The organism is Janthinobacterium sp. 78 (assembly GCF_003096775.1).
Classification (GTDB): Bacteria; Pseudomonadota; Gammaproteobacteria; order Burkholderiales; family Burkholderiaceae_D; genus Janthinobacterium; species Janthinobacterium tructae.
In genome coordinates this window covers 5,284,824-5,297,152 of record NZ_QENT01000001.1, presented here as the reverse complement: position 1 = coordinate 5,297,152, position 12,329 = coordinate 5,284,824, and the positions used below count along the sequence as shown (strand labels likewise).

9 protein-coding genes are annotated in these 12,329 nt (G+C 62.4%); 3 read left to right on the top strand and 6 right to left on the bottom strand.

The features are described 5' to 3' along the window. Positions 1-16: 16 nt before the first annotated feature. Positions 17-1,018, bottom strand: a complete 1,002-nt coding sequence (locus C8C92_RS23345; RefSeq protein ID WP_116745362.1) for an NAD(P)H-binding protein — start codon at positions 1,016-1,018, stop codon at positions 17-19. 91 nt (positions 1,019-1,109) lie between these two features. Here C8C92_RS23345 and C8C92_RS23340 point away from each other — a divergent pair, with 91 nt between their 5' ends. Beyond that, a complete protein-coding gene (locus C8C92_RS23340) occupies positions 1,110-2,012 on the top strand; it encodes a LysR family transcriptional regulator (RefSeq protein ID WP_116745361.1) in 903 nt (300 codons plus the stop codon). Here C8C92_RS23340 and C8C92_RS23335 read toward each other — a convergent pair. The 5 genes from C8C92_RS23335 to folD all read right to left on the bottom strand — a co-directional run bounded on the left by C8C92_RS23335 (position 2,005) and on the right by folD (position 7,281). Beyond that, positions 2,005-3,147 (bottom strand): branched-chain amino acid ABC transporter substrate-binding protein, encoded by a 1,143-nt coding sequence (locus C8C92_RS23335; RefSeq protein WP_116745360.1) that lies wholly within the window; start codon positions 3,145-3,147, stop codon positions 2,005-2,007. The two genes, C8C92_RS23340 and C8C92_RS23335, sit on opposite strands and share 8 nt — an antisense overlap. Positions 3,148-3,477: 330 nt before the next feature. Next, positions 3,478-3,864, bottom strand: coding sequence for a hypothetical protein (locus C8C92_RS23330; protein ID WP_116745359.1), 387 nt, complete (start codon positions 3,862-3,864; stop codon positions 3,478-3,480). Continuing rightward, positions 3,861-4,298: a DNA polymerase III subunit chi gene (locus C8C92_RS23325; RefSeq protein WP_116746099.1), complete on the bottom strand. Its 438-nt coding sequence runs from the start codon at positions 4,296-4,298 to the stop codon at positions 3,861-3,863. The genes C8C92_RS23330 and C8C92_RS23325 overlap by 4 nt, the downstream gene beginning before the upstream one ends. A gap of 20 nt (positions 4,299-4,318) precedes the next feature. After that, positions 4,319-6,388 (bottom strand): M3 family metallopeptidase, encoded by a 2,070-nt coding sequence (locus C8C92_RS23320; RefSeq protein ID WP_116745358.1) that lies wholly within the window; start codon positions 6,386-6,388, stop codon positions 4,319-4,321. Positions 6,389-6,435: 47 nt separating this feature from the next. Next, a complete protein-coding gene (gene folD, locus C8C92_RS23315) occupies positions 6,436-7,281 on the bottom strand; it encodes a bifunctional methylenetetrahydrofolate dehydrogenase/methenyltetrahydrofolate cyclohydrolase FolD (RefSeq protein ID WP_116745357.1) in 846 nt (281 codons plus the stop codon). Between the two features lie 573 nt (positions 7,282-7,854). Between folD and aceE the strand changes: the two genes are divergently transcribed. Then, positions 7,855-10,551, top strand: a complete 2,697-nt coding sequence (gene aceE / locus C8C92_RS23310; RefSeq protein WP_071075750.1) for a pyruvate dehydrogenase (acetyl-transferring), homodimeric type — start codon at positions 7,855-7,857, stop codon at positions 10,549-10,551. A 94-nt stretch (positions 10,552-10,645) separates the two neighbouring features. After that, complete coding sequence (aceF, locus tag C8C92_RS23305) at positions 10,646-12,322, top strand: dihydrolipoyllysine-residue acetyltransferase (protein ID WP_116745356.1); 1,677 nt, start codon at positions 10,646-10,648, stop codon at positions 12,320-12,322. Positions 12,323-12,329 lie beyond the last annotated feature (7 nt).

Genomic DNA, 12,329 nt, shown 5'->3' with positions numbered 1-12,329 from the left:
GCCGCAGTACCTGCAATTAGCGCGCCGGCAATCCCGGCGCATTTTTTTTGCCTGCCGTCTTGTGCAGATTACCCATGCTCGCCAATGTCGTTCGCACCGCCTCGTCGAGCGGCGTATGCGGCTCCTGGCCCAGCACGGCCAGCAGTTGCGCGTTGTCCATCTGTAGCGGGGTTTGCCACAGATAGCGCATCTCGCGCATTTCGCGCAGAGTCGCCACGAATGGCGACGCCAATGCCACCAGCCACCACGGAAAGCGCCGGATGGCGGGCGTGGCTCCCGTGGCCTGTTTCACCACGCGGGCAATCGCCCCCGTCATTTGCCGGCCGTCGTGGTCCCATTGGCCGGCCATGTGAAAGCGCGCAAACGCGGGCAAGGTAGCGCGTACGGCCAGCAATTGCAGCATCGTGCGCGCCACGTCGGGCAGGTAGGACCATTGATGGCCCACGCCGGGCGCACCCGGATACAGCACGCTGCGCACGCTCTGGCCAGGCTTGACGAGGCCCTGCGAAAACCAGTTATTGCCGGCGCGGGGACCGAAGAAGTCGCCCGCGCGCACGATCAGGACCCTGGCGCCCTGGGTACTGGCCCGTTCCAGCCGTGCTTCCAGTTCCACGCGGATGGCGCCCTTGCGCGTCTGCGGGTGCTGCGGCGCGTCCTCTGCCAGCACGGGAAACGCGTCGGGGCCAAAGTTGTACACGGTGCCGGGTAGCACGATGGTGGCGCCTTCGGCAATCGCCGCGGCGATGGTGTTGTCGAGCATGGGCAGCACCAGCCGGCCCCAGTGGCGGTAGCCGGGCGGGTTGACGGCGTGCACGATGACGGCGCAGCCTTTGGCGGCCGCCAGCACGTCCGCGCGCGACAGCGCATCGCCGCGCAGCCATGCAACACGGTCGCAATGCTCCGGCTGCGTTTCTCTCCGCGTCAAGGCGCGTACCTGCCAGCCCGCCGCCAGGAGCTGGCGCAGCATCTCGCCGCCGATGCCGCCCGTGGCGCCCAGTACCAATACTGTTTTGTCCATATTGTCCTCCGTGTGGTTGATGGCGCCAGTATCTGCCGCGCAAAGCTAATTGAGAATTGACGAACATCGAGCAGAGGCTATACATTTATGTATGACTACCACCATTGCCTGGGAATACTATCGTTCGCTGCTGGCCGTGCTGCAGCACGGCTCACTGTCTGGCGCGGCCCGCGCACTGGGCATCACGCAGCCCACCGTCGGCCGGCACATCGCCGCGCTCGAGCAGGCGCTGGGCGCGACCCTGTTTACGCGTTCCCAGCAGGGCTTGCTGCCCACGGAAGTGGCGCTGGCGCTGCGGCCCCATGCGGAAACGATGGAGCACACGGCCGCCCTGATGCAGCGCGCCGCCAGTAGCCAGGGGCAGGGCGTGGCCGGCGTCGTGCGCATCGCGGCCAGCGAAGTGGTGGGCGTGGAAGTGCTGCCGCCCATCCTGGCGCGCCTGCGCGAACGCCATCCGGAACTGGTCATTGAACTGGTGCTGAGCAACAAGGTGCAGGATTTGCTGCGCCGCGAGGCAGATATCGCCGTGCGCATGCTGCGCCCGCGCCAGGAACAACTGGTGGCGCGCAAGGTGGGCGATATCGAACTGGGCCTGTACGCGCACGCGGATTACTTGGCGCGCCATGGCGTGCCGGCGGGTTTGCCGGATCTGGCGCAACACGCCGTCATCGGCTACGACGAGGCGAGTCCCTTCGTGCGCAATGCGGGCGCTGCCTTTGAGGATTTTTCGCGGGAAAACTTTGCCTGGCGCAGCGACAGCGACCTGGCGCAACTGGCCCTGATACGCGCGGGCGCCGGCATCGGCGTGTGCCAGGCGGGGCTGGCGGCGCGTGATCCGGCCTTGCGGCGCGTGTTGCCGCAAGCGTTTGCGCTACCGATGGAAACCTGGGTCACCATGCATACAGACTTGCGCGGCAGCCTGCGCTGCCGCGCCACCTTCGACGCGCTGGCCGAAGGATTACGCGATTACGTTGCCAGCCAAGCGCTTACTTGATGACTTCCATCTTGGTTTTCTTGCCATCGCGGTACGTAAAGAGCGTCAGCGCGCCATCCTTGATGTCGCCGTTGGCATCGAACGAGATCGGGCCCGTCACGCCCTGGTAGTGCACCTTGGCCAGGAATGGCAGGTAGACGGACGGTTTCGACGATTTGGCGTCGGCCATGGCGGTGGCCATGGTCATCACGGCATCGTAGACGTACGGCGCGTACAGCTGCACTTCCATATTGTATTTCTGCTTGTAGCGGGCGCGGAAATCGTCCATGCCTTTTTGCTGCGTGCCCGTCACGCCGCCCGCTTCCGCGCAGGTGACCATGTCTTCGCCCACGGCGTCGCCGGCCAGCTTGCCCAGCGGTTCCGTGCACAAGCCATCGCCACCCATGAACTTGGCCTTGATGCCCAGTGCCTTCATCTGGCGCAGCATGGGGCCGCCCACGGAATCCATGCCGCCAAAGAAGATCAGGTCGGGACTCTTCGACTTGATGCTGGTCAGGATGGCATTGAAGTCGGTCGCGTTGGCATTCGTAAATTCCTTGCCGACGATTTGCACGCCAGGTGCCGCCTTCTTGGCGCCCTTGACGAACTGTTCCGCCACGCCCTGGCCATAAGCCGTGCGGTCATCGATGACGGCGATTTTCTTTGCCTGCAGCTTGCCCACGGCATACGCGCCCAGCGTTCCGCCCAGCTTGTTGTCATTGGCCACGACGCGGAAGGCCGTGTTGAATTTCTGCTGCGTGTACGTCGGGTTGGTGGCGGCCGGAGAAATCTGCGGAATGCCGGCATTGAAGTAAATGCGCGAGGCGGGAATCGTCGTGCCCGAGTTCAGGTGGCCGACGACGCCGTTGACCTTGGCATCGACGAGCTTTTGCGCCACGGCCGTGCCCTGCTTGGGATCGGCTGCGTCATCTTCGGGCACCAGCACGAATTTGACGGCTTTGCCGTCGATCTTGAAGCCTTTGGTGTTCAAATCCTCGATGGCCATCTTGGCCGCGTTCTCGTTATCCTTGCCCAGGTGGGAGCTGGCGCCAGAGACCGGGGCGACGTGGCCTATCTTGATGATTTCCTGCGCGCCCGCATGGCCGGCAAAAGCGAGGGCGAGGGCGAGAGGAAGGACTTTGGTCTTGAGCAGCATAAACATTCTCCAATGGATAAAGATACGGCGGCGTCTCGTGAAACCGCTACGACTGGCGGTACGTGTGAAGAAAGGTACAACAAAAAACAGGCGGCGCAAAGCCGCATTTGGGGCTTTTTGCATTTTGTCGTCACAATCACCAAACTGAGGCGCGATGCACCGGTTTTGCAGGCGCGAGCGCACCAAAGAATGGCGTTGGAGGAAAGAATAGGATAGGTCGGGTAGGTCGGGTTAGCGCGCAGCGCGTAACCCGACATTGCGCGGCATGCTCATAACCCAACGGCAAGGACTGGGGTCGGACCCTCAGGGTCCGACCCCGGCAATTCGCTGTCAGGGGTAAAAGTGGCTTGATTGCTGTGCAGGCGGGTGCAGGTGTCCCAGCTCATGGCTGACGGCATGCGCCACGATCTGTTCCAGCGACTGCTGCAAGTCTGCGCGCAAAGCGCCGCGCATGCCGATCAGGGCGTTTTGCAGGGCCGTCTGCAGGACGTGGGCGATGCGTTCTTCCAGCAGATGGTCGATCTTGCCCTGCACCTGGTGCAGGATGCGCTGCGTCAGCCGCTGTTCGATGGCATCCCAGTCCGGCTGCACGACGCTTGGTGGCAACGCCGACGCTTCCTCGACAGCCGCCGCGACGGGCGCCACCTCAGCCACCTCCGGCCCCAGCAGCACCTCCGTTAGCAGGGGAATGCCCTGGTCGAATGGCTGCTGGCTCATTGTTTGTCCGCTGAGTTACCCGCCACGAAGTGCGTCAGCTGCACGTCTTGCTGGCGGTAGTGCAGGAAACGCTGGCGGCCAGCCTGCGCATCTTGCTCATCCATGGAGACGATTTCAAAGACGCGCTGGAATTGCGCGTAATTGGCGGGCGGCAACTGCGACAGGTTGACGAGGATGTCGTGGTGTGGCAAGTCCACCGCTTCGTCATCGGTCAATATGATGGGCGTTTGCGCCGCCAGCGGGTCGCCGGCCAGCACATGCGGCAGGAAATCCGTGGCGGAAATGCTCCACATGGCGCTGTTCAAGGCGTCGAGCTGGGCGCTGTCGGCTGTCAGCACGACGACCTTGTTGCCAGCCATATACGCCTTGCGTGCCAGGCGGCAGGCGTAAGCCAGCTTGTCCGGCACGTTGCTGTGAAAATCGACGCGGCTCATGGTGTTGCTCATATCACCCTTCAGGCGGCCATGCCGCTGTGGCGCAGCAGGGCGTCGATCGACGGTTCGCGGCCACGGAAGGCCGTGAACGATTCCAGCGCCGGGCGCGAGCCGCCGACGGACAGGATTTCTTGCAGGTAACGCTTGCCCGCTGCCGTGGTGGCGGCCGGTCCCAGCGCGCGGGCTTCCTCGAAGGCCGCATAGGCGTCGGCGGACAGCACCTCGGCCCACTTGTAGCTGTAGTAGCCGGCCGCGTAGCCGCCAGCGAAGATATGCCCGAAGGCATTCTGGAAGCGGTTGAACGGGGACGGGATGATCAGCGCGAACTTGGCGCGCACGCCGTCGATCAGCTGCTGCACGCTCTGGCCCGTGCTGGCATCGTAGTCATAGTGCAAATGCATGTCGAGCAAGGAAAATTCCACCTGGCGCAGGGTTTGCAAGCCGGACTGGAAATTCTTGGCCGCCAGCATCTTGTCGTACAGCGCGCGCGGCAGCGGCTCGCCCGTGACGGCATGCGCCGTCATGTGTTCGAGCACTTCCCATTCCCAGCAGAAGTTTTCCATGAATTGCGATGGCAGTTCCACGGCATCCCATTCGACGCCGGCAATGCCCGACACGCCCAGCTCGTCGACCACCGTCAGCATATGGTGCAAGCCGTGGCCGAATTCGTGGAACAGGGTGATCACTTCATCGTGCGTAAACAGCGCTGGCTGCACCTGGCCATCGACCACGGCCGGCTGCGTGAAATTGCAGGTCAGGTAGGCGATCGGCGTTTGCACGTGCTGTGCATCGGCACGGCGGCCGCGCGCGTCATCCATCCAAGCGCCGCCGCTCTTGCCCGCGCGCGCATACAGGTCCAGGTAGAACTGGCCGATCAACGTGCCGTCGCGCTCGATGCGGTAAAAGCGCACGTCCGGGTGCCAGACGGGCGCCGTATCGAGTTTGATCTCGACCGTGAACAGGTTCTGGATCTGGCGGAACAAGCCATCGGTCACCTTGTGTTCAGGGAAATACTGTTTGACTTCCTGCGCCGAGAACGCGTAGCGGCGTTCCTGCAGCTTTTCGGAAGCATACGGCACGTCCCACGCCTGCAGTTCGGCGATGCCCAGTTCTTCGCGGGCGAATTGTTTGAGTTCAGCCAGGTCCTTCTCGGCGAACGGACGCGCGCGCTTGGCCAGGTCTTCCAGGAAAGCGATCACTTGCGCGGGCGAGGTGGCCATTTTGGAGACCAGCGACACTTCGGCGAAATTGGCGTAGCCGAGCAGTTGTGCCTCTTCGTTGCGCAGGCGCAACAAGGTGACGATGTTGTGCGTGTTGTCCCAGTCCTCTTTCTTGCTGAAGACCTCGCCCTGATCCGATGCCTTGGTGGCGTTGGCGCGGTAGATGGTTTCGCGCAGCGCGCGATTGTCGGCAAATTGCAGGATCGGGTAATACGACGGGAAGTGCAGCGAGAATTCGTACCCTTGCTTGCCCGCTTTTTCGGCGGCGGCGCGCGCGGCGGCCTTCACGTCGTCGGGCAAGCCGGCCAGATCGCTTTCGTTCTCGACCAGCAACTTGTAGTCATTCGTGGCGTCGAGCACGTTTTCGGAAAAACGCGTACCGACGGCCGCATGTTCTTCCTGGATGGCGCCAAAGCGCTCTTTCTTGTCCTCGGGCAACTCGGCGCCGCCCAGGCGGAAGTCGCGCACGGCATTCTCGACGATGCGCCGGCGCGCCGGCGACAGACTGGCGAAATCGGCGCGGGCCTGCAATTGCTTGTATTTAGCGAAGAGGATTTCGTTCTGGCCCAGTTCGGTCAAGAACTCCGTCACCTTGGGCAGGTTCGCATTGTAGGCGGCGCGCAGTTCCGGCGTATCGATCACGCTATTCAAGTGGTTGACGATGCTCCAGGCGCGGCCCAGGGTTTCGGCGATCTGGTCCTGGGGCGCGACGAAGTTGTCCCAGCTCACTTCTTCCATGGGCGCTTCCAGCTGCGCCACCGTGGCGCGTGCCTGGGCCAAGAGGGTATCGATGGCAGGCGTGACATGCTCGTGCGTGATCGCGTCGAAGCGTGGCAGGCCGGAAAAATCAAGCAGGGGGTTGGTATTCATCGTCGGTTCCATATATATAGAAGGGCGGTCATGCCGCCCCGGTGTTTTTATACGCGCTCGGCGGCTTCGACCGTGTTCATTAATAACATGGTGATCGTCATCGGGCCAACACCACCCGGCACGGGCGTGATGTGGGAGGCGACTTCTTTCACGCCTGCAAAATCCACGTCACCGCACAGCTTGCCGTCATTGTCGCGGTTCATGCCCACGTCGATGACGATGGCGCCCGGCTTGACCATGTCTGCCGTCAGGGTGTTGCGGCGGCCGACGGCGGCCACGACCACGTCCGCCTGGCGCGTGTACAGGCCCAGGTCCGGGGTCGCACTATGGCAGATGGTGACGGTAGCGTTCGCTTGCAAGAGCAGCAGGGCCATCGGTTTGCCGACGGTGTTGCTGCGGCCGATGACGACGGCGTGCTTGCCGCGCAGGTCGACGCCCGTGCTTTCGATCAATTTCATGCAACCATACGGCGTGCACGGACGAAAGCCGGGCAAGCCCGTCATCAGTTCGCCGGCGCTCAGCACGGAATAGCCATCCACGTCTTTCGTCGTGGAGATCGCTTCGATGACCTTGTGCGGGTTGATATGCTTGGGCAAGGGCATTTGCACGAGGATGCCGTGGATGGCGGGATCCGCGTTCAGGCTGGCGATGCGTGCCAGCAAGTCCGCTTCGGACAGGTCCGCTTCATATTTTTCCAGCACCGAGTGGAAACCCACGTCGCCGCACGCCTTGACCTTGTTGCGGACATACACCTGGCTGGCCGGGTCTTCGCCGACGAGTATCACGGCCAGGCCGGGCTGGGTGCCCTTGGCCGTGAGGGCGGCGGCGCGCGTGGCGATCTCGCTGCGCAGTTTTTGGGAGAGGGCGATTCCGTCGATCAGTTGTGCTGGCATGGTAGGGAGGCTGTTGGGAGGGAAAGGACAGATTATAAAGCCGGGCGGCGCAAAGGGGCGGTTTTGGCGCCTAGCCTTTACGTTAAGTAGTGCCATGCGTTTAAAAGCGCAAGGCTTAACAACGGCGGGCCGGAGACGCGGGCCTGAGAAAATGCCGATGGCGGCGTTGCAGCTCCTTGCCGTACTGGCGTACTGTCTGTGTCGCCGCGCCTTGCCCTCGACGTTTTTCAGGCCCGCTTGGCCCGGTATGCCTGTGCGGGCGACTGGGGTATTAATTCGTTTTGCTGGTGCGCTGGTGTGCTGGTGGCCCAGGGAGCGCAAGGGCCTGCGGTTTTTTTGGCGCCGTTTTTGGCACTTTGATCACCCTAATTTCCGGGCAGAATTTGCGGCAGTGCAGCATAAATTTCATAGGGTAATTTCATAATATGAAATGCTATATCGTAATTTGAAAAATAGTAAATACGCTGTTAGAATCCCCACACTAAACCGACTTAATAGTAAATAATCAGCGAAATACCGTCCGACAGCGATCCGGAAAATCGGGGTGGGGCGTTCACAAAGGAGACTCAACAGATGTCAGCTCAACTGAACCAGGTAACGACACAGATCGGCACCGACCCGGATATGCAGGAAACCAAGGAGTGGCTGGACGCGCTCGAAGCCGTTCTGGAAAATGAAGGTCCGGAACGCGCGCATTACCTGATGGAGCGCATGGTCGACCTGGCCCGCCGCCGTGGCGCCCAGATCCCGTTCTCCAGCACCACCGCCTACGTCAATACCATCCCCACCAAGCAAGAAGCACACTGCCCAGGCAACCTGGAATACGAAGAGCGCCTGCGCTCGTGGATGCGCTGGAACGCCATGGCCATGGTGGTCAAGGCGAATCGCGCCGACGGCGACCTGGGTGGCCACTTGTCCTCGTTCGCTTCGCTGGCGAACATGCTGGGCATCGGTTTCAACCACTTCTGGCACGCGCCAACGGCCGACCACGGCGGCGATCTGCTGTACATCCAGGGCCACTCCTCGCCCGGCGTCTACGCGCGCGCCTTCCTCGAAGGCCGTTTGACGGAAGAGCAAATGCTGAACTTCCGCAAGGAAGTCGACGGCAAGGGCCTGTCGTCGTACCCGCATCCTAAACTGATGCCGGACTTCTGGCAGTTCCCGACCGTGTCGATGGGCCTGGGCCCGCACATGGCGATCTACCAGGCGCGCTTCCTGAAATACCTGCACGCACGCGGCATCGCCAAGACCGACAACCGCAAGATCTGGGCCTTCTGTGGCGATGGCGAGATGGACGAGCCGGAATCCCTGGGCGCGATCGGCCTGGCCGCACGCGACATGCTCGACAACCTGGTCATCGTGGTCAACTGCAACCTGCAGCGCCTGGACGGCCCCGTGCGCGGCAACACCAAGATCATCCAGGAACTCGAAGGCGAATTCCGTGGCGCCGGCTGGAACGTCGTCAAGGTCATCTGGGGTCCGGGCTGGGATGCCCTGCTGGCGCAAGACAAGGAAGGCATCTTGCAGCGCGTGATGATGGAAACCGTCGACGGCGAATACCAGAACTACAAGGCGAAAGACGGCGCCTACGTGCGCAAGCACTTCTTCGGCAAGCATCCGAAGCTGCTGGAAATGGTTGCCAACATGACGGACGACGATATCTGGCGCCTGACTCGTGGCGGCCACGATCCGCACAAGATCTACGCGGCTTTCAAGATCGCCCAGGAACACAAGGGCCAGCCAACCGTCCTGCTGGTGAAAACCGTCAAGGGCTACGGCATGGGCAAGTCCGGCGAAGCGCGCAACACGGCGCACCAGACGAAAAAACTCGACGACGAAGCCATCCGCGAAATGCGCGACCGCTTCTCGCTGCCTATCCCTGACGACAAGCTGGCCGATATTCCGTTCTTCAAGCCAGCCGACGACGCGCCGGAAATGGTCTACCTGCACGAGCGCCGCAAGGCCCTCGGCGGCTACCTGCCGCAGCGCCGCCAGAAGTCGGAAGAAACCCTGCCCGTGCCTGGCCTGGACGTCTTCAAGAACGTGCTGGAAGCGACGCCGGAAGGCCGTGAAATCTCGACCACGCAAGCGTTCGTGCGTGTCATTTCGACCCTGCTGAAAGACCCGAACCTGGGCCAGCGCGTGGTGCCTATCCTGGTCGATGAATCGCGTACCTTCGGCATGGAAGGCCTGTTCCGCCAGATCGGCATCTACAACCCGAAAGGCCAGTTGTACGAGCCAGTCGACAAAGACCAGGTCATGTACTACCGTGAAGACAAGGCCGGCCAGATCCTGCAAGAGGGTATCAACGAAGCGGGCGGCATGAGCTCGTGGATCGCCGCGGCGACGTCGTACTCGACCAACGACCGCATCATGATCCCGTTCTACACGTTCTATTCGATGTTCGGCTTCCAGCGCATCGGCGACCAGGTGTGGGCTTCGGCCGACATGCGCGCCCGCGGCTTCCTGATGGGCGGCACGGCCGGCCGTACGACCCTGAACGGCGAAGGCTTGCAGCACGAAGATGGCCACAGCCATATCTTCGCCGCGACCATCCCGACCTGCATGCCGTACGACCCGACCTTCAGCCATGAAGTCGCCGTCATCATCCAGGACGGCCTGCGCCGCATGATCGCCAACCAGGAAGATGTGTTCTACTACATCACGATCATGAACGAGAACTATGCCCAGCCAGGCATCAAGCCAGGCCAGGAAGAAGGCATCCTGAAAGGCATGTACAAGCTGCAGGAAGGCCAGGCGGACGCCAAGCTGCGCGTACAGCTGATCGGTTGCGGCACCATCCTGCGCGAATCGATCTTCGCCGCCGAACTGTTGCAAAACGACTGGGGCGTGGCTGCCGACGTGTGGTCGGCGCCGTCGCTGACCCTGGTGGCCCGCGATGGCCAGGATGCGGAACGCTGGAACATGGTCAACCCGTCGAAACAGCAGCGCGTGCCTTACGTGACGTCGCTGATGCAGGACACGGACGGCCCGATTGTCGCCACGACCGATTACATGCGCGCGTTTGCAGAACAGATCCGCGCCTTCATGCCGAAGGGCCGCACCTACAAAGTGTTGGGCACCGATGGCTTTGGCCGCTCGGACAGCCGCGCCAAGCTGCGCGAGTTCTTCGAAGTGAACCGTTATTATGTCACCGTGGCCGCGCTCAAATCGCTGGCTGACGAAGGCAAGATCGACGTGTCGGTGGTGGAGCAGGCGATCGCCAAGTACGGCATCGACGCGAACAAACCGAATCCGGTGACCCAGTAATCGTTGTGCGGACCCGATGATGCCAGGGCGGTGCGAAAGTGCCGCCCTGGCGTGTGTGCGGGTCCATCTGACAAATAAAATAACGGAGCAAGCTATGAGCATTGTGGAAGTCAAAGTCCCGGATATCGGCGATTTCAAGGAAGTCGAGATCATTGAACTGATGGTCAAGCCGGGCGACACGGTCAAGGTTGACCAGTCCCTGATCACGGTCGAATCGGACAAGGCCAGCATGGAAATTCCATCGAGCCACGCCGGTGTCGTCAAGGAATTGAAAGTCAACGTGGGCGACAAGATCGCTGAAGGTTCGCTGCTGCTGCTGCTGGAAGTGGCGGATGACGCCTCGGCGCTTGCGCCTGCCGCCGCCGCACCAGTTGCCGCACCTGCCGCTGAAGCCGCCCCCGCCGCTGCCGCGCCAGCTGCCGCCGCCCCTGCCGGCGCGCCGGCTCTGGTGGAAGTGACCGTGCCCGATATCGGCGACTTCAAGGAAGTCGAAGTCATCGAACTGATGGTCAAGGTCGGCGACAGCATCAAGGTCGACCAGTCGCTGCTGACGGTCGAATCGGACAAGGCCAGCATGGAAATTCCATCGAGCCACGCCGGTATCGTCAAGGAATTGAAGGTCAAGGTTGGCGACAAGGTCGCCAAGGGTAGTCTGGTACTGGTGGTGGAAACGACCGGCGCCGCTGCCGCTCCTGCCGCTCCTGCCGCTGCTGCCCCAGCCGCCGCGCCAGCGCAAGCTGCCGCTGCACCAGCCGCCGCCGTCGCTTCGGCGCCGGTCGCCGCCGCTGCACCAGCGCCTGCCGCCGCGCCTGCCGTCAACGGCAAGCTGGCGCACGCGTCGCCATCGATCCGCAAGTTCGCGCGCGAACTGGGCGTGGACCTGGCCAGCGTGGGCGGTTCCGGTCCGAAGGGCCGCATCACCCAGGAAGACGTGCAGAACTTCGTCAAGGGCGTGATGTCGGGCGCTGTTGCCGCGCCAGGTGCTGCCAATGCGGCGCCGGTCGCCAAAGGCGGTTCGGGCGTGGGCCTGGATCTGCTGCCATGGCCGTCGCTCGATTTTGCCAAATTCGGCACGACCGAACTGCTGCCGCTGTCGCGCATCAAGAAAATCTCGGGTCCGAATTTGCACCGCAACTGGGTCATGATCCCGCACGTCACGCAGTTCGACGAAGCGGATGTGACGGACCTGGAAGCGTTCCGCGTCGACACCAACGCCGCCAATGCGAAGAACAAGGATGCGGCCAAGCTGACCATGCTGGCCTTCGTCATCAAGGCGTCCGTTGCCGCGCTGAAGAAATTCCCCGCGTTTAACGCCTCGCTCGACGCCAAGGGCGAAAACCTGATCCTCAAGCAGTACTACAACATCGGCTTCGCGGCCGACACGCCGAATGGCCTGGTGGTACCCGTGATCAAGGGTGCGGACCAGAAGTCGGTCTCGCAGATCGCCCGCGAAATGACGGAACTGTCCTTGCAGGCGCGCGAAGGCAAGCTGAAACCGGCCGACATGCAGGGCGCCAGCTTCACGATTTCGTCCCTGGGCGGCATCGGCGGCACGCACTTCACGCCTATCGTGAATGCGCCGGAAGTGGCGATTCTCGGTCTGTCGAAAGCCTCGATCAAGCCGGTATGGGATGGCAAGGCCTTCCAGCCACGCCTGATGATGGGCACTTCGCTGTCGTACGACCACCGTGTGGTCGATGGCGCGATGGGCGCGCGATTCTCCGTGTACCTCGGCGAAGTCCTGGCCGACATGCGCAAAATTCTGCTGTAAGGAGCGA